This is a genomic window from Pseudoalteromonas sp. SD03, from assembly GCF_040937955.1.
GTDB classification, from domain to species: domain Bacteria; phylum Pseudomonadota; class Gammaproteobacteria; order Enterobacterales; family Alteromonadaceae; genus Pseudoalteromonas; species Pseudoalteromonas tetraodonis.
Genome location: NZ_CP162514.1, coordinates 548,631 through 565,202 on the forward strand (window position 1 = coordinate 548,631; position 16,572 = coordinate 565,202).

The 16,572-nt window shown below is 40.6% G+C and carries 15 protein-coding genes and 1 other RNA gene; 10 read left to right on the plus strand and 6 right to left on the minus strand.

The window, feature by feature from the left end; genetic code table 11:
• The first annotated feature begins 146 nt into the window (after positions 1 to 146).
• The 6 genes from ABZP26_RS02620 to ABZP26_RS02645 all read left to right on the plus strand — a co-directional run bounded on the left by ABZP26_RS02620 (position 147) and on the right by ABZP26_RS02645 (position 4,837).
• Entirely contained in the window at positions 147 to 491 is a 345-nt protein-coding gene (locus ABZP26_RS02620; protein WP_368485333.1) for a four helix bundle protein, read from the plus strand.
• Positions 492 to 1,098: 607 nt separating this feature from the next.
• On the plus strand, positions 1,099 to 1,689 hold the full coding sequence (gene petA / locus ABZP26_RS02625) for a ubiquinol-cytochrome c reductase iron-sulfur subunit (RefSeq protein ID WP_008110867.1): 591 nt from the start codon (positions 1,099 to 1,101) through the stop codon (positions 1,687 to 1,689).
• A complete protein-coding gene (locus ABZP26_RS02630; RefSeq protein WP_008110864.1) occupies positions 1,689 to 2,954 on the plus strand; it encodes a cytochrome b N-terminal domain-containing protein in 1,266 nt (421 codons plus the stop codon). The genes petA and ABZP26_RS02630 overlap by 1 nt, the downstream gene beginning before the upstream one ends.
• On the plus strand, positions 2,951 to 3,694 hold the full coding sequence (locus ABZP26_RS02635; protein WP_008110862.1) for a cytochrome c1: 744 nt from the start codon (positions 2,951 to 2,953) through the stop codon (positions 3,692 to 3,694). The genes ABZP26_RS02630 and ABZP26_RS02635 overlap by 4 nt, the downstream gene beginning before the upstream one ends.
• Before the next feature lie 79 nt (positions 3,695 to 3,773).
• Positions 3,774 to 4,400 carry a stringent starvation protein SspA gene (sspA, locus tag ABZP26_RS02640; protein WP_013464041.1) on the plus strand — a complete coding sequence of 209 codons (627 nt, stop codon included), beginning with the start codon at positions 3,774 to 3,776 and terminating at the stop codon, positions 4,398 to 4,400.
• On the plus strand, positions 4,400 to 4,837 hold the full coding sequence (locus ABZP26_RS02645; RefSeq protein ID WP_028834446.1) for a ClpXP protease specificity-enhancing factor: 438 nt from the start codon (positions 4,400 to 4,402) through the stop codon (positions 4,835 to 4,837). Before sspA ends, ABZP26_RS02645 begins: the two co-directional genes overlap by 1 nt.
• A gap of 303 nt (positions 4,838 to 5,140) precedes the next feature.
• On the opposite strand, the gene dolP is transcribed toward ABZP26_RS02645, so the two are convergent.
• From dolP to ABZP26_RS02665, 4 genes are all read right to left on the minus strand, one after another.
• Positions 5,141 to 5,707: a division/outer membrane stress-associated lipid-binding lipoprotein gene (gene dolP / locus ABZP26_RS02650; protein WP_013464043.1), complete on the minus strand. Its 567-nt coding sequence runs from the start codon at positions 5,705 to 5,707 to the stop codon at positions 5,141 to 5,143.
• A complete protein-coding gene (locus tag ABZP26_RS02655) occupies positions 5,700 to 6,293 on the minus strand; it encodes an SIS domain-containing protein (protein WP_013464044.1) in 594 nt (197 codons plus the stop codon). Before ABZP26_RS02655 ends, dolP begins: the two co-directional genes overlap by 8 nt.
• 151 nt (positions 6,294 to 6,444) lie before the next feature.
• Positions 6,445 to 6,816 (minus strand): YraN family protein, encoded by a 372-nt coding sequence (locus tag ABZP26_RS02660; protein ID WP_016899512.1) that lies wholly within the window; start codon positions 6,814 to 6,816, stop codon positions 6,445 to 6,447.
• A gap of 9 nt (positions 6,817 to 6,825) precedes the next feature.
• Entirely contained in the window at positions 6,826 to 8,706 is a 1,881-nt protein-coding gene (locus ABZP26_RS02665; protein ID WP_013464046.1) for a penicillin-binding protein activator, read from the minus strand.
• Positions 8,707 to 8,766: 60 nt separating this feature from the next.
• Between ABZP26_RS02665 and rsmI the strand changes: the two genes are divergently transcribed.
• Together rsmI and rnpB are read left to right on the plus strand one after the other, a co-directional pair.
• Positions 8,767 to 9,624, plus strand: coding sequence for a 16S rRNA (cytidine(1402)-2'-O)-methyltransferase (gene rsmI, locus ABZP26_RS02670; protein ID WP_008468384.1), 858 nt, complete (start codon positions 8,767 to 8,769; stop codon positions 9,622 to 9,624).
• Positions 9,625 to 9,666: 42 nt separating this feature from the next.
• Positions 9,667 to 10,032: RNase P RNA component class A (gene rnpB, locus ABZP26_RS02675), an RNA gene on the plus strand.
• 199 nt (positions 10,033 to 10,231) lie between these two features.
• On the opposite strand, the gene ABZP26_RS02680 is transcribed toward rnpB, so the two are convergent.
• Entirely contained in the window at positions 10,232 to 11,335 is a 1,104-nt protein-coding gene (locus tag ABZP26_RS02680; RefSeq protein ID WP_058154144.1) for a mechanosensitive ion channel family protein, read from the minus strand.
• Positions 11,336 to 11,458: 123 nt separating this feature from the next.
• Here ABZP26_RS02680 and ABZP26_RS02685 point away from each other — a divergent pair, with 123 nt between their 5' ends.
• Positions 11,459 to 12,406: a YihY/virulence factor BrkB family protein gene (locus tag ABZP26_RS02685; protein WP_138764656.1), complete on the plus strand. Its 948-nt coding sequence runs from the start codon at positions 11,459 to 11,461 to the stop codon at positions 12,404 to 12,406.
• 23 nt (positions 12,407 to 12,429) lie between these two features.
• Here ABZP26_RS02685 and ABZP26_RS02690 read toward each other — a convergent pair whose 3' ends face one another.
• Positions 12,430 to 15,456 (minus strand): EAL domain-containing protein, encoded by a 3,027-nt coding sequence (locus ABZP26_RS02690; RefSeq protein ID WP_368485334.1) that lies wholly within the window; start codon positions 15,454 to 15,456, stop codon positions 12,430 to 12,432.
• Positions 15,457 to 15,710: 254 nt separating this feature from the next.
• Here ABZP26_RS02690 and ABZP26_RS02695 point away from each other — a divergent pair, with 254 nt between their 5' ends.
• Positions 15,711 to 16,556: a pirin family protein gene (locus ABZP26_RS02695; RefSeq protein WP_090494728.1), complete on the plus strand. Its 846-nt coding sequence runs from the start codon at positions 15,711 to 15,713 to the stop codon at positions 16,554 to 16,556.
• The last annotated feature ends 16 nt before the right edge of the window (positions 16,557 to 16,572 follow it).

The following is a 16,572-nucleotide window of genomic DNA, read 5'->3' on the forward strand; positions in this document are numbered from 1 at the left end:
CTTATGCTGGGTTTTTTGTTTTTAGATAATGAGTTTCGAGTAACGGGCTACGAGAACCGAGCTGCGAAAGAGATTAAGTTCCGTGCGTTAAATTATATGTTTACTATAATTTATGATGAATGCGGGATTAAGGCTAAGGAGTGGTTGTGAGGTATGAAAGTTTAGATGTATGGAAAAAGTCTTTCTCATTAAGTTTGTTTGTATACCAAACCTTTGCTGCTTTGAGGGATTTCGGCTTAAAAGATCAAATGTGTCGAAGCGCAGTTTCAGTGCCTAGCAATATTGCAGAGGGTTATGAGCGTTACTCTGATAAAGAAAGAGCTTATTTTCTTTCTGTGGCTAAAAGGTCTGTCGGTGAATTAAAAACTCAGCTAATGATTGCTTTTGAGTTAGGTCATATTAATTATGAACAAACAGAATACGCTTTAAATGAGTGTGAGAGTATTGGGAAAATGCTTGGTAAATTGATTTCTATGATTAAAAATGCATGATAACCCCGAACCCCGAACCCCGAACCCCGAACCCCGAACCCCGAACCCCGAACCCCGAACCCCGAACCCCGAACCCCGAACCCCGAACCCCGAACCCCGAACCCCGAACCCCGAACCCCGAACCCCGAACCTTTTCCCTTTAAGACTAATGTCGACATTAGCTTGATCAAAATAGGCCAAGTATGCGTATTTATTGAACGAAAGCTTAAAAATGACCGACTAACGCAAAAAAAGTTAAATAATTATCGCAATTAGTTTAAATCCATCAGTTAATTGGTGAATTTTTTTGCTACAATTGGCGGGCAAATAAAGTGAATGAGTTTAATGTCGCCAAATTCAGTGGTTACTGTACTTAGTTGGTGAGATTGTACTTGTTTACAAATTGTTTTTACGGAAGCGATACTATAGTCATTTGGTTTCATACTCGAGCTTACTTAATCAACTATTTGAGCAAGTCAGGATTATTCGAGCAGGAGGCTGTGAATAACCTTGTTTTAAACAAGGGTTTTAATTATGATCGTTTCTCTTTTAAAATTCGAAAAATTAACCTGCTGTAACTGATGTTCTCAATATAGCAAGTGTTGAGAATCATAGTGGAGATAAGTGGATGAGCAATGCGCCTGTAGACAATGGCCGACGTCGCTTTTTAACCATAGCTACCTCTGTTGTTGGTGGTGTTGGTGCGGCTGGGGCTGCTGTTCCTTTTATTGCGTCTTGGAATCCAAGTGAGCGAGCTAAATCTGCGGGTGCGCCTGTAGAAGTAGATATCAGCAAACTTGAGCCAGGACAATTAATACGTGTCGAGTGGCGTGGTAAACCTGTATGGGTTGTATCACGGACCCCAAAAATGCTTGAGCAGATGAAAGAACATGAAGGTCAACTTCGTGATCCGCAATCGCAAGAGCCACAACAATTAGAATCATCAACCAATGATTTCCGTTCATTACGCCCAGAGATTTTTGTCGCTGTAGGTATTTGTACGCATTTGGGTTGTTCACCTAGCTTTTTACAAGGTGGCTTTGGTGAGAAAGTGGAAGGGACTGATGACGGTTTTTACTGTCCATGTCACGGTTCTAAGTTTGATATGGCCGGCCGTGTATTTCAATCGGTACCTGCACCATTAAATTTAGAAGTTCCACCATATACTTTTCTTGATGAGACCACTATTTTAGTGGGCGAAGAACAAGGGGTGGCCTAATGTTTGGAAAAATTGTTGAGTGGATAGACGACCGTATCCCAATGACACGTGTTTGGAACATGCACATTGCACAGTATCCAGCACCAAAAAACTTTAACTTCTGGTACTTCTTTGGCTCACTCGCTATGTTAGTACTAGTTAACCAAATCCTTACCGGTATTTGGTTAACGATGAACTATGTACCATCTGCTGAAGGTGCGTTTGCATCAGTAGAATACATCATGCGTGATGTAGAGTACGGTTGGTTATTACGTTATTTGCATTCAACGGGTGCATCTGCGTTCTTCATCGTTGTTTACATGCATATGTTCCGTGGCATGATCTACGGTTCTTACCAAAAACCACGTGAATTACTGTGGTTATTCGGTATGTTTATTTTCCTAGCCCTAATGGCTGAAGCGTTCATGGGTTACTTATTACCATGGGGTCAAATGTCGTTTTGGGGTGCACAGGTAATCATTTCACTGTTCGGCGCTATTCCGGTAATTGGTGATGATTTAACACTGTGGATTCGTGGTGACTACGTTATTTCGGGTGCAACGCTTAACCGCTTCTTTGCATTACACGTAATAGCATTACCACTGGTTATTGTTATCTTAGTATTTTTACACATTGTTGCACTACACGAAGTGGGTTCTAACAACCCTGACGGTATTGATAACAAACGTAAAAAAGGAACCGTGGCTGAAGAAGACAAGCCTAAATTTAAGTTCCATGAATACTACACAGATAAAAAAGACATTATTGATGCGATACCGTTCCACCCTTATTACACAGTAAAAGATATTGTGGGTGTGGTTGGCTTCTTAATCTTGTTCTGTTGGGTGGTGTTCTTTATGCCTGCAATGGGTGGTTTCTTCCTAGAAGCGCCAAACTTTGAACCGGCAAACCCACTTAAAACACCAGCGCATATTTTCCCTGTTTGGTACTTTACGCCGTTTTATGCAATCTTACGTGCGATTCCAGACAAGCTAATGGGTGTTGCAGCAATGGGTGCATCTATTGTCGTGCTAGCATTATTGCCTTGGATTGACCGTGGTTCGGTTCGTTCAGTTCGTTACCGTTGTGGTTTCCACAAATGGAACATTGCAGGCTTTGTAGTTACTTTCGTTCTTTTAGGTTGGGTTGGTGCTACACCTCAAACTGACTTTAAAACGCTTGTTTCGCAAATCTGTACTGTGACTTACTTTATGTTCTTCGTACTGTTATTTGTTTACAGTAAGAATGAAAAAACTAAGCCATTGCCTGAGAGGTTAACGAAATGATGAAAAAGCTACTTATTGGTTTATTCGCTTTATCAGTAAACGTATTACCAGCAATGGCGGCAGGCCCGTCAGTTCCTCTAATGGAAGCGGGTAACGATATATCTGATCAACCTTCTTTGCAACGTGGCGCAAAGTTGTTCATGAACTACTGTCTTGGTTGTCACCAAATGCAGTATCAACGTTATGAACGTACTTTCCGCGATATTGGTATTCCAACAGAGATTGGTCAAGAGCAACTTATTTTTGATGGTTCAAAAGTAGGTAGTCATATCAATAATGCAATGAAGAAAGAAGATGCTGCAAAATGGTTTGGTGCGGCTCCGCCGGATCTAACAAATGTTGCGCGTGTGCGTGGCAGTGATTGGATTTATACCTATTTAAAATCGTTTTACAAAGATGAATCTCGTCCGTTTGGCGTAAATAATACGTTATTCCCATCGGTGGGTATGCCACATGTTCTTCAAGAGTTGCAAGGTGTTCCTACTGCAATTACTGAAGAAGTAACAGTAAATGGTAAAACAACCACTCATATTACTGGTACAGAAACAGATGGTACGGGCGAATTAAGTGTAGATGAATATGACCAAGCAGTTCGTGATTTAACGAATTTCCTAGAGTATGTAGGTGAACCTACACGTCTCGAATCGGAAGCGCTAGGTATTAAGGTACTTGGATTCTTAGTGATTCTATTTATCTTGGCATTTATGCTGAAGAAAGAATACTGGAGAGATGTTCATTAAGTTTGAACATATTTAAAGGTAATTTTGCAATAGGGGCTTAAGCCCCTATTGCTGTTTTAGTTATTTAATGGAGGTAGGCATGGCCGTAGCTGCCAATAAGCGCCCTGTAATGACCCTTTTTTCTGGTGCTAACTGTATGTATAGCCACCAAGTACGCATTGTACTTGCTGAAAAAGGTGTAAGTGTAGATATTCATATGGCTGAAAAGGATAATCTGCCAGAAGCACTTCACGAAATTAACCCTTACGGCACAGTGCCAACACTGATTGACCGTGAGCTTGGTTTATATCAGGCAAACATCATCATGGAATACCTTGATGAACGTTTTCCTCATCCTCCACTAATGCCTGTATACCCGGTCATGCGTGGTCGTAGTCGTTTAATGATGCACCGTATTGATACTGATTGGTACAGCCTAGCTGAAAAGATCATTAACAACACGTCTGAAGCAGCGCAAGCGCGTAAAGAGCTGACAGAAGCATTACTTGCAATAGCACCCATCTTTAGTGAAGCGCCTTACTTTATGAGTGAAGAGTTTAGCTTAGTTGATTGTTACTTAGCTCCACTATTATGGCGTTTACCTGAGTTTGGTATTGAGCTAAATGGTGCAGGCTCTAAAGAACTTAAAGAGTATATGATCCGTTTATTTGAACGTGAATCATTCCAAGCTTCTTTAACTGAAGCAGAGCGTGAGATCCGTTTATAATGACCTCTAATCGTCCTTATTTACTACGCGCTTTTTTTGATTGGATTGTTGATAACGAATGCACACCACACTTAGTGGTTAATGCTGATTTTCCTGCAGTGCAAGTGCCAACACAGTTTGTCCAAGACGGCCAAATTGTATTGAACATAAGCCCTTCAGCGGTTACGCAGTTTTCGTTAGATAATTCTCAGCTTAGCTTTAACGCACGCTTTGGCGGTCAGCCAATGCAAGTGTACGTGCCTTTAGGGGCTGTACTTGCAATATATGCACGCGAAAATGGCGAAGGCACAGTCTTTACTGCAGATGAGTTTTTAGAGGACGAAGACGATTTTGCTCCAGAGCTTGAAAGTGTCGATTCATCACCTGAACTAGTTGATGAAACACCTGATCCTAAGCCTGAAAAGAAAAAAGGCTCACATTTACGCGTTATAAAATAACCCTTAAATGTTAGAAAAAAAACCGCTTAATAAGCGGTTTTTTTATGCCTGTATGAAAATATTAGGTTAAAGGTTAGAAAGGCTCACGAGCGACGAGCAGCGAGAAGCGGGTTAAGCTTGGATGATGTAGCAGCGGATTGATTCTGCGTCTATTAGTGATAATGCGCGAGGTAAACTCCCGCCTACAGATATAAAAAAACCTTGCGATGTTAACCGCAAGGTTTTTAAATTTCTCGAACCTCGAACCTCGAACCTCGAACCTCGAACCTCGAACCTCGAACCTCGAACCTCGAACCTTATTCTTTACAAATACTCAAACACTTTAATAACGCGCTCTACGCCAGAGATATTACGGGCAATATTAACGGCTTGGTTTGCTTCAGCGTCAGATACTAGCCCCATTAAGTACACTTCGGCATTTTCAGTCACTACTTTTATATTATTACTGCTGATGTTTTCAGCCGCTAAAAGCTGCGCTTTTACTTTTGAGGTTAACCATGAGTCGTGAGTTTGCGTGGTAATACCAATATTTGAGCCAATGCGTAGTTGGTTGTGAATTTTACGAATGCCAGATAGGTTCTCAATGGTTTTAAACGCTTGGTTTTTCATTTCTTGGTTAGGAACTTGCCCTACCATTAAAACCACGCCATTAACGCTTATAACGCTGATATGAGCAAACTTATTAAGACGTTCATCTTCACTAATAGCAATGCTGGCTTTTATTTCAATGTTGTTGTCGTCTATTTGCGAGCCAATGGTTCGTCTATCGTTTGCTGCAGTAACAGCACTGGCTGTGCCGGCCACTACAGCAGCAGCACAACCTTGTAATAACACAACGGTGCCTAAAATAATCAGGGAGCGTTTAAACATAATTTTCATCCTGCGGGAAAAGAGTTAAATCTACCAATTCACTTAAACAGTGAAGGTTAACTAAATGCGATTCAATAATGCGACTAGGGCGTTTAGACGGTGTACGTATTTCTACATCGTTGTGCCCAAGTAAGCCAACGAGTTCGCCGCCATCATCACCTACCATTACTATGACCTTCATATCTTTGGTTAGTGCCGCTTCTACTGCAGAAATTATATGTTTTTCATTGCCATTAATTGCTAATGCAAGGAGCAAATCACCTTGCTGAGCAAAGGCACGTACTTGGCGTGCAAAGGTATCGTGGTCATCTATTTGATGGCCTTGACCTAGGTTAATATTTTCTTGCGAAAGGGCAATTGCAGGTAAGCAAGGGCGCTCTGTTTCGTAAAAGTTTACTAATACGCCAGCCATGTGTTGTGCCAACATGTGGCAGTTTGCTGTGCCGCAACATATCAGTTTATTACCATTGATCAGGCTTTGTGCAATGGTGAATGCCGCTGACTCCAATGCGCTAGGAAGTACTTCACCTGCTGCAATTTGAACTTGAATACTTTCTTTAAAAATTTCTTTTATTGTGTCTTGCATGGATTACCAACAATTAATATCTAATTCTGTGTGAGCTCACACCCGCTTTATTAAGGATGATGATTTTTAGAAGCAGCTTGTTAATTTTTAACTACGCATTAATGCATTTAGCTGTTGTAATAATTGCTCACTCATTTGTATGTGCTCGGTATTAAAATACGTTTTTTAGCCAGTTTATGTGTAGTGATGGCTCGCCTGTTATAGCAACATAATCAATACGTAATGGCTGATTCTTTAAGTTTTTAGCCGCGAGGTAATGATAAATAGTTCGTCTTAATTTTGCTTGCTTTTGCGGGCTTAAAGCATAATTAGCGCCGCCTTTTATATTATTTTTACGAAACTTAACCTCAACAAACACTAAGGTGTCACCGTCTTTCATAATGACATCAAGTTCGCCATAGGGGCAGTAGTAATTACGCTCAATCGCTTTTAAGCCTTGTGCTTCTAAATACTTTTGCGCTTGGCGCTCATAATACTGGCCTTTTTCACGACTATTTTGCCACAGCTGTTTAAACCACGACATGTCGACCCCTTAGTTAATTATGGTTATGCCATCGTTAGCTGATTGCATAAATAGCGGTACAGGGCGTTGTGTTTTTAACTCCACCGGTTTTATTCGGCGGTTGCTGTACTGAGCCCATTGCAGTGAACGTTCAATATCACCGGCACTATTAATCGACAATTTACCGCTCAACCCTGAAAAGTATTTATCGGGTGTAACACTCAATTGTCTAATATCGTTAAGCATGGTGACGGAATCATAAGCCATCGCAAATAAACGTTGGCTTATATCGGCTTGTTCAGGCCATAAATCATTGTATTGCTGACGCAGATTATGTTGCTTAATTTGTGAGTCTAACATCCAAGGCAGTTCAGTAAAGTAGAGTCCGTCTAAATCACCTTTGTCAGTGGTATCTATTTGCTTACTGTGGCTTTTAGAGCTGGCGTAAATAGGAATTCTATCGGCAAAGGTACTCACATTAACATCAAGGTAAGGCTTAATTAATCGGGTTTCAATGGCGTCGCCGAGTATGTAGATGGCATCAATATCTCCACGTGAGCGTGTTTCGCTTTCAACTTCTTTATTAAAAAGTGCTTTAACAGATTTAATACGTTCTTTTGACTTATCAACTTCTAACAAGCTAGTAATCGTATTGGGCATATCTTTGTTATCGTTATAAAAACCAACTTGCGTGGTTGTTTCACTATAGCGTTGCCACTGCAGATTAAAGTAGTCAACTAAGCGCTGGCCATTGGTATTATTTGGCGCTAGCAACATCGGCTTTTGATAACCCTGTGCTAAAAAGTGCTCTAGCGTTTGCTGTACTTCATGTTCAGGATTAAGCGCAAAAAAGTAATGTTGCAGCGAGGTTCTTTCGCCATCAAAGGTATTTAAATGTAAGGTGGGTATATCGAGTAATGTATTGGTATTAGCGAGCTTATCTATATTGGCTTTTAATAGTGGACCAATAACAAAGTCAGGCTGTAACTGAGAAATTTGTGCGCTCAACGCTTCTGTTTCAGTGTTTTCATCTATAAACAGTGTTTCGTTGATCTCTTTTTTATCAAGCGCTGCCAATATACCGGCTTTTAAGGCATCCCCAAGGCGCTTATTAGCACCTGACTGAGGCAGTAAAACAACCAAACGCTCAATATTAATTGGCGCTAATTCATTAGCATACGTTTCTTGTTTTGGCAGTACATTGTTACCAGGATGCCCAAGGTAACGGCGGCGCCAATTATTAATGGCTTGGTCTAAATCAACCGAGCTGTTAGCGTAAACTTGATGATACAAAGCTAAGTTAACCCAACCTTGTTGGATCACAGAACCACGGTTAAATCGTTCTAATGCGTAAGATGAGAGTTGCTTTAAATTTTTCCAAAGTGCATCACTAAGCTGAGGAATTGAAATAGTGTTTTTAGTTGCAGATTCTGACGCCGCAAAAAAATAGGGTGCAGCACGTTTTGGCAAGTTTTGAGAAGCAAAAATGCTGGCAGTTAAAAATTGGTGCCAGGCAAAATGTTCGGGTTGCTTGAGTTGTCCCTCAAGTGAGTTTAATACTTCAAGTGCTTGCTGGTTTTTATTCTGCTCTTTTTGTGCAAAGGCAATATATAAACGGTTTTGAATTTGATCAACACTGGCAGTAAGTGCAAGTTCGCTACATATTGTTTCGAGTAGCGGCCAGTTTTCTTCAGTAATGGCGCTATCACGGGCACTATAAAGCAGTTGAATTTTATCTGCACCAAAACGGTTTTGCGCTAATTGATAAATCGATTGCGCGTTCAGTGCTTCATTTTTCAGCGTATTGGCACTGCTATTTAAGTTATCGCTGGTTTTAGTTGGTTTTTCGGTTGTGCTACACGCCGATAACCCTGACAATATAATTAATAGACTAACTAGTTTAAGTCGCACAATGATTTCCCATACGTTAACGCGATTTGCTTATATTACTGACTGACGCAGGAGACCTCAATGTTAAATGAGGAGAATTCACAGAAAATTGGCACTCTTTACGTTGTTGCCACCCCAATCGGCAATTATGACGACTTAAGTCAGCGTGCAATCGCGACATTATCGCAGGTTGACTTAATCGCTGCTGAAGACACTCGCCATACTGGCAAGCTACTCAGCCACTTTGGTATTAAGGCTAAAACCTTTGCGTTACATGACCATAATGAAAAGCAAAAAGCGCAGCAAATTATCGACCAACTTAATCAAGGGTTAAATATTGCATTAGTATCCGATGCCGGCACGCCACTTATAAGCGACCCTGGTTATGCCGTTGTTAATTTATGCCGTGAGCAGGGCGCACTTGTCACACCTGTACCAGGTGCATGCGCTGCTATTACGGCGGTATGTTGTTCAGGGCTGCCAACCGACCGTTTTCAGTTTGTTGGCTTTACGCCCGCTAAAAGTAAAGCACGCCAAGATTTTTTTATTGATGCGGTTAACTCAAGTATTACCAGTATTATGTATGAAAGTACCCACCGTATTATGGCAAGCTTAGACGATTTAGAAGCAGCGCTAGGTGGTGAGCAGCAAGTGGTATTTGCCAAAGAGCTCACTAAAACATTTGAAACCTTTTTTAATGGCACAGTGACTGAGTTAAAGCAGTTTTTAACTGACGATCCTACTAAACAGCGCGGTGAAATAGTACTCATGCTGCCGGGTAAACCTAAGGTAGTTGACGATATTCCGCCAGAGGCACGCAAAATGTTAGCGCTACTTGAAAACGAAATGCCAATGAAAAAAGCCTGTGGCGTGGTGGCCGATTATTTTGGTATGAAGAAAAACGCGCTGTATAAAACAATTATTGAAGAAAAACAGTAAATGTTTACTGCGTAGTGTGGTGCTCTCATGTATACTGCGCGCCGAGTTAGCCAAGATAATCGCTGCCTGCAACGAAAATGCGCAGGGGGAGGAAAGTCCGGGCTCCACAGGGCAGAGTGCCAGTTAACGGCTGGGGGGCGTGAGCCCACGACAAGTGCAGCAGAGAGAAGACCGCCAATCTTCGGATTGGTAAGGGTGAAAGGGTGCGGTAAGAGCGCACCGGGCCGCTAGTAATAGTCGGTTGCAAGGTAAACTCCACTCGGAGCAAGACCAAATAGGGTTCCTTATGGCGTGGCCCACGTTGGAACCGGGTAGGTTGCTTGAGCCATAGAGCGATTTATGGCCTAGACGAATGATTATCACTTTCTTCGGAAAGGACAGAACCCGGCTTACCGGCTGACTCACTCATTCAATAAAAAAGCCCGCAGTTAACGCTGCGGGCTTTTTTGTGTTTGGAATAAGCTGTCAGGTTGCGGGCGGCGAGCTTCGGGTTGCGTGCTTAAAACCTAACAACTAACCCCGGCGCGAGGTAAACTTCCGCCAATAGGAACAAAAAAACCTTTCAATGTTAACCGCATATTTTTAGATTCCTGAACCTCGAACCTCCCTATATAATATTTTTACCTTGCTCTGGGTCGCGTGATTCATCGGCTTGCTCGCGAATATCATCCGTATCACTACTTACATCATCAATACTGTGTTCATGCTCTGTGGTTTTATGTTTTTGAATATGTGATTGCTCGTTAATTTCTTCTGTTGTCTCTGTTTTAGCTTCGCTTGCTATGGGATAAATATCTTCACCTTGGCTATTGAGCAATATACGCTCTCTGGCATTGTCAGGCATGCTTATATTATGTTGCGTAAAACTATTGATTAACTCTCGCATAAGCTGTGAGGCTACTTTTACCGTGCTGTATTGTTCGCCGTTGACCCAAAAGTAAACGGTAAAGTTAATAGTGGCGGAGCCTAAGTTATCAATCAATACTTGGGGAGGTGGATCGCTAAGCACAGAGGTTTGCTGCGATATTATACTAATTGCCAAACTTTGTGCGTCGCGAATGTCATTATCGTAGCCAATACCGATTGAAAAATGACCGCGCATTTTTGGATTAGCGGTTAAGTTTTTAATGGTATTTTTATACACAGTCGCATTGGGTATTTGAATATGATTGCCATCGTAGTCAACTAAAGTGGTTGCCCGTGCAGTTACTTTTTTAACAATACCAATTCTGCCATCAACTTCTATTACATCATCTATTTTAAATGGACGCTGTACACTTAAAAGTAAACTGGCAATAAAGTTCTCAGCAATATCCCGAAAGGCAAAGCCTAAAATAAGCCCAATTAATCCGGTGCCACTCATAATTGCGACCGCGAATTCGGTGAGTCCTGCCAAGCGTAAAAATAGATAAAACCCGAGTAAAATAATTAAGGTGCTAATACCTCGCCTAGCAACTAGATGTACTAATTTACTCTTGGTCATGTAAGTAACAGGCTTTATTAACAAGCGTGATAATGGTGTGGCAATTAAATAACTAATCACCAAAATAACAATCCCTAATAATAAAGTGGGCAGTAATTGCATGAATGTGTGTAGTAATTGCACGCTTTGATCTTTTAAAAAGCTCCAAGAAATTGAGTTTGGCTTAACGGTGTCGATTGCTGGAATTGATGTGTTATTAGCGAGTGTTGCAATTAAAGCACTGAGCATAGAGGTCATCCGTGTTAGGTCGAAGTAATTAGGGTCTGTGTTAAACAATAGCAGCAAGTTTAATACCAAGCAGTATTTGTTTGGCAAACATTTTGCTACTTAATTAGGAAAAGGGAGTTAACTATGAGTGACTTTAAGCGTGGCCAAAGAGCCAAGCAGCCTAACCATATCCCTCTGCGTGGCTGGTGGGATATTATAAGGCGAATAGTAAAACAAATGAGCCGTGATAATTTATCTTTAGTGGCGGCTGGCGTGGCATTTTATGCGTTACTGGCTATTTTTCCCGCCATTGCGGCATTGGTGTCTGTGTATGCTTATTTTGCATCACCGAATGATATTAGTGTGTATTTAAGTCAGTTTATGGCGTTATTACCACAAAGCACTCAAGAAATTATTTTATCTCAAGTTTCAAGTCTTGCGCAAAAGTCACAAACTAGTTTAAGCCTTAGTGCGCTGGGTACTTTACTGTTAACTATCTGGAGTAGCTCTAAGGGCAGCCAAGCGTTGATCACAGCATGTAATATTAGTTATCACGAATACGAAAAACGCTCATTTTTAAAGGCGCAACTTGTGCGTTTGTTATTTTCAGTGGGTGCAATTGTGGTGGCTGTAATAGCACTGGTAATTATAGGTATATTACCGCTAGCGCTTAATTTACTCGGAATTAAAGAGAGTATTGATTTTTTAATCATGATTATATCATGGCCGTTGCTGGCATTGACCTTTAACTTTGCATTATTAATTTTATACCGTTATGCGCCTCACAGAAAAGCAGCTAAATGGCGCTGGGTTACCGTGGGCTCATTCACCGCCACCGTATTATGGATTGTGGCATCTTTTGGCTTTTCATTTTATGTATCTCATTTTGCTAGTTACAACGAAACATATGGCTCTTTAGGTGGAGTGGTTATTATGCTTATGTGGCTATTTATTAGCGCTTATATCATTATTTTGGGAGCCACAATCAATGCTGCGTTAGAGCAGCAAACCGCTCAAGACAGCACCATTGGACCAGATAAAAAAAGAGGGCAGCGAGGTGCGTATGTAGCAGACCACCTCGACGCAAAATAACCAGTATTAGGGCTAAATGACTTTTATTTTAAACTAATTACTTGATTTGTTGTTATCAGCTGCATAAACGAGGCTTTGTGCAGCGGCTTTGAAAACAAATAGCCCTGGCCAGAATCACAACCGGCCTCAAGTAATAAATCCATTTGTAATTTTGTTTCTATGCCTTCGGCAATCACTTTTAAACCAAGCTGATGAGCCATCATGATAATTGCTTCACACAAAGCCAGCTCTTGACTGCCTTTTTGAATATTATCAACAAAGCGTTTATCTATTTTTAGGTAGTCGGTATCCATTTCTTGCAAGTAAGCAAGCGATGAATAACCGGTGCCAAAGTCATCAAGGGCCAATTGCATCCCTGACTTAACCAAGGCTTTCAAACGACTTTGGGTAAGTTCTTCAGGGTTAACCATTAAGCCTTCAGTAATTTCGGCCACAATCGCTGAGGCTGGTATATTTGCCGTTGCTAGCATATCGTACCATTCGTCTATGCCGCTATCGACGGTTGCCAATTGCACTGGTGAAACGTTAATGCTTATTTGAAATTCATCTTGAATGTGTTTTTTAATATCATTAAGTGTTTGTAGTGCCTCAGCAAATACAAATTGACCCAGCGCATTTATTTGTCTGGTTTCTTCAGCAAGAGGAATAAAGTCAGCAGGGCTGATCAGGCCTTTTTCTGGGTGTTGCCAACGAATAAGTCCCTCAGCTTTATGAACGTGTAAATCATCAAGCGATACGATAGGTTGGTAATACAATTCAAATTGTTCTAGCTCTATAGCTGAGCGAAGCTCTTTGAGTAGTTGCATTCTTGCGTTTGCATCTTCACGCATATCATGTGAGAAAAATTCAAAGCCATTGCGACCGCTATTTTTTGCTTTATACATAGCTTGGTCAGCGGCTTTAAGTAATTGCTCTGGATTTTGGCCATCATCTGGCGCGCAGGCAATACCAATACTGGCACTGATATACACTTTTTCATCTTCAATAAAAATAGTGGAGGCAAGGCTAAGTAAAAGTGATTTTGCCATTTGCTTTATATTATCGCTGCCATGTAAATCACTAAATACAACAACAAACTCGTCTCCGCCAATTCGTGCTACAAAGTCAGCCTCTTTGGCCGTTTGCACAATTCGCTCAGATACTAACTTAAGTAATCTATCGCCGTAATGGTGGCCCAATGTGTCGTTAATATCTTTAAAATGATCAATATCTAATAGCATAATGACCAGTTTTTGATCTGCATTGGTAAGGTTTGCGAATCGTTGGTTTAAGCGCTCTTTTAGTTCTAATCGATTAGGCAAGTCGGTTAAATGATCAAAGTGCGCTTGTCGCCAAATTAATTCATCTGCTTGTTTTTTCTCGGTTAGGTCGGTAAAAATAGCAATACGACTAGTCGGGGCTTTATTTTTATCGTAAATAGTATCGATGGTTAACCATTCAACATACAGCTCGCCATTTTTACGACGATTGGTTATTTCACCTTGCCAACGCCCTGTTTTATTGAGCGATTGCCACATGTAATTATAAAACTGCTTATCGTGTTTACCCGATGATAAAATACCCACCGTTTTATTGAGTACTTCTTTTCGAGAATACAAAGTTGTTTCACAAAACGCAGGGTTCACATCATAAATAACCCCATTTTCATCCGTGATTGCCATGCCTTCACTGCTGTTGTTGTAAACTAATGACGCTAAATGCAACGATTCTTGATTTTGCTTTCGTTGAGTGATGTTACTAATAACGATAATAAACTCATCGGCTTTTTTCATTGGGCTAATTTTAGCTTCATAAAACTGATTGTCTTGTTTTTGTTCAAGCTCAACAGTGACAGGGGCGTTCAGGGGTATTAAGTACCCTTGCACTTGTTTTAAATTAGCATCAGAGAATAAACACGATAATTTTTTAGGGGGTGTTGAATGGCTATAATTTAACGATTTAATACGTCCACCGGTATCAAGAATATTGCCATTGACATCTACGCGTAAAAAAGCATCGGGTAATGCATTAAGCAGGCTATTGAGCTCGTCATGCTTATGTTTAAGGCATGCTTCAGCCGTTAAGCGAGTTTCGGCCATGTATTTAAAACGATGGTAAAGTCTATTTAGCTCAGGACTATTGGGCTGCTCATCGTCATGAGGCATATTACCGGCCGCTAAGCGGTTAACCGCCTGCGTTAGACTTTTAATCGGATTTAAAATGCTTTTATTGACCAGTCGTCTAGCTAATACAGCTAAAAGAAGAATGGTCATTAAAAATCCTAAAACCATTTTTACAAAGTTAATATCTATCCGCTCAAGTGTTTTATCTATTGGTTGAGTAATATAAATAGAGAGCTTATTGTCATTGCCATCTCGATAGAGAGTCGTTTGATGAAAAACTCTACGGATACCATCTTTTCCTTTAAAAATGACACCTGCTTGTAAATTATGTTCTAAATCAAACTCTTCCAATTTATAACCTAATCTATCGGCTGAAAAAGGGGAGTTGGCTAAAATAAGATTATTAGAGTCAGTGATGGCGACTCGAACTTCTGTCGGTAAATTCAAGCTATTAAGTGCCGAGCTCCACCAGTCTAAAGCAATTACAGTTACTATCACGCCTTCAATATCATTGTTTTCATTAAGAATAGGGGAAGCAAAGTTAATGCTCTGGGCTTCAAGGCTGCGATCGTGCTGGAAATGGCCAATACTAAACTCTTTACTGGCGAGTGCGTTTTTAAAGTAGGGACGATCACTAACGTTGATATTAGGGGCACCATTATTTGAGGAACAAATTAAATCGCCGTCTTTGTTTACTAAACCAATATTCGCGATATTGCCATTGAGTGCCTTAACATCTAAAAAATACGAAGGGCAGCGAGAAGATAAAGACTTAATGTCTTTCTGCTTTTTTGCTAAAAACTCAGTAATATGCTCTACATCATTAATCATGCTTTGCTGCTTGATAATTAGGTGCTCAGTGATAGAGCGCACTTTTTTCTCGTGCTCTTTAATAGCCGCGTCACGACTAAACCACAAGGTTACTAAAATGACAGCAGCTACAGGCATGCAAATTAGCATAAGTAGTCGATAAAGCTGATGTTTTAATGATGCAGTAAAAATAATCGTATCCAAATAAATATAGGGTAAAACTCTGACCAATAATTCTACTATAAATAACCTTTAATGTACTAAGGTTATATCGCAAATATTAAATTTACTTTTATTGTATATAACTGAAATTTATTAATTAATTTTCGGGTAGAGTCATAATAATAAATTAATATTTTATACTTTTACTTAACCTATTTTAGGCAAAAAAAATGAAAATAACCAAAGTACTAACTGCTTATGCTACCCAAGATGGGGATGGTGTTAATATTCGTCGTATTCCAGGATTTGATGGTAAATATTTAGATCCATTTTTAATGATAGATGAGCTTAAATCTGACGATGAAAGTGATTATATTGGTGGCTTTCCTCCTCATCCTCATAGGGGGATCGAAACCTTTACCTATATTTTAAAAGGCGGGTTTGAACATCAAGACCAAATGGGTAACAAAAAGGCGATTCGTGCGGGTGACGTACAATGGATGAGTACCGGTAGCGGTGTTATGCACAGTGAAATGCCTCTTGCCGATGCTGAACAAGGCTTACATGGTTTTCAAATTTGGCTCAATATGCCAAGTGCTCAAAAAATGCGTGAGCCTCAATACCAAGATACCACAGAGCATCCAGCACCGAGTTTTACTAATCAACAAGGTGTTTCACTTAAAGCCTTAGCAGGGACATGGCAATTTGAATCACACCAATTGGCTGCAAGCTTACAAAATTTAGCTGCTAATGGCGCTATAGCCGATGTAGCTTTGCCTGCGGGTGAAGGGCTTAATTTACCGGCTTTAAAACAGCAAAAAGTGATGATTTATATTCATACAGGCTCATTAATATCTCAGACCGGTGACGTGTTTAATGCGGGTAAGTTACTTATATTAGAACCATTGAGTGACATTGCATTACAGGCAAAGAAAGCGGCGGGGGTTCTTATTTTCGCAGGCGATCCACTTAACCAGCCAATTGCGCACATGGGACCTTTTGTAATGACCACCGAGGCTGAAATTCGCCAGGCTGTTAGCGATTATCAAAATGGTTTTTTTGGCTCATTGTCGTGATGAATCGATGCGCGAA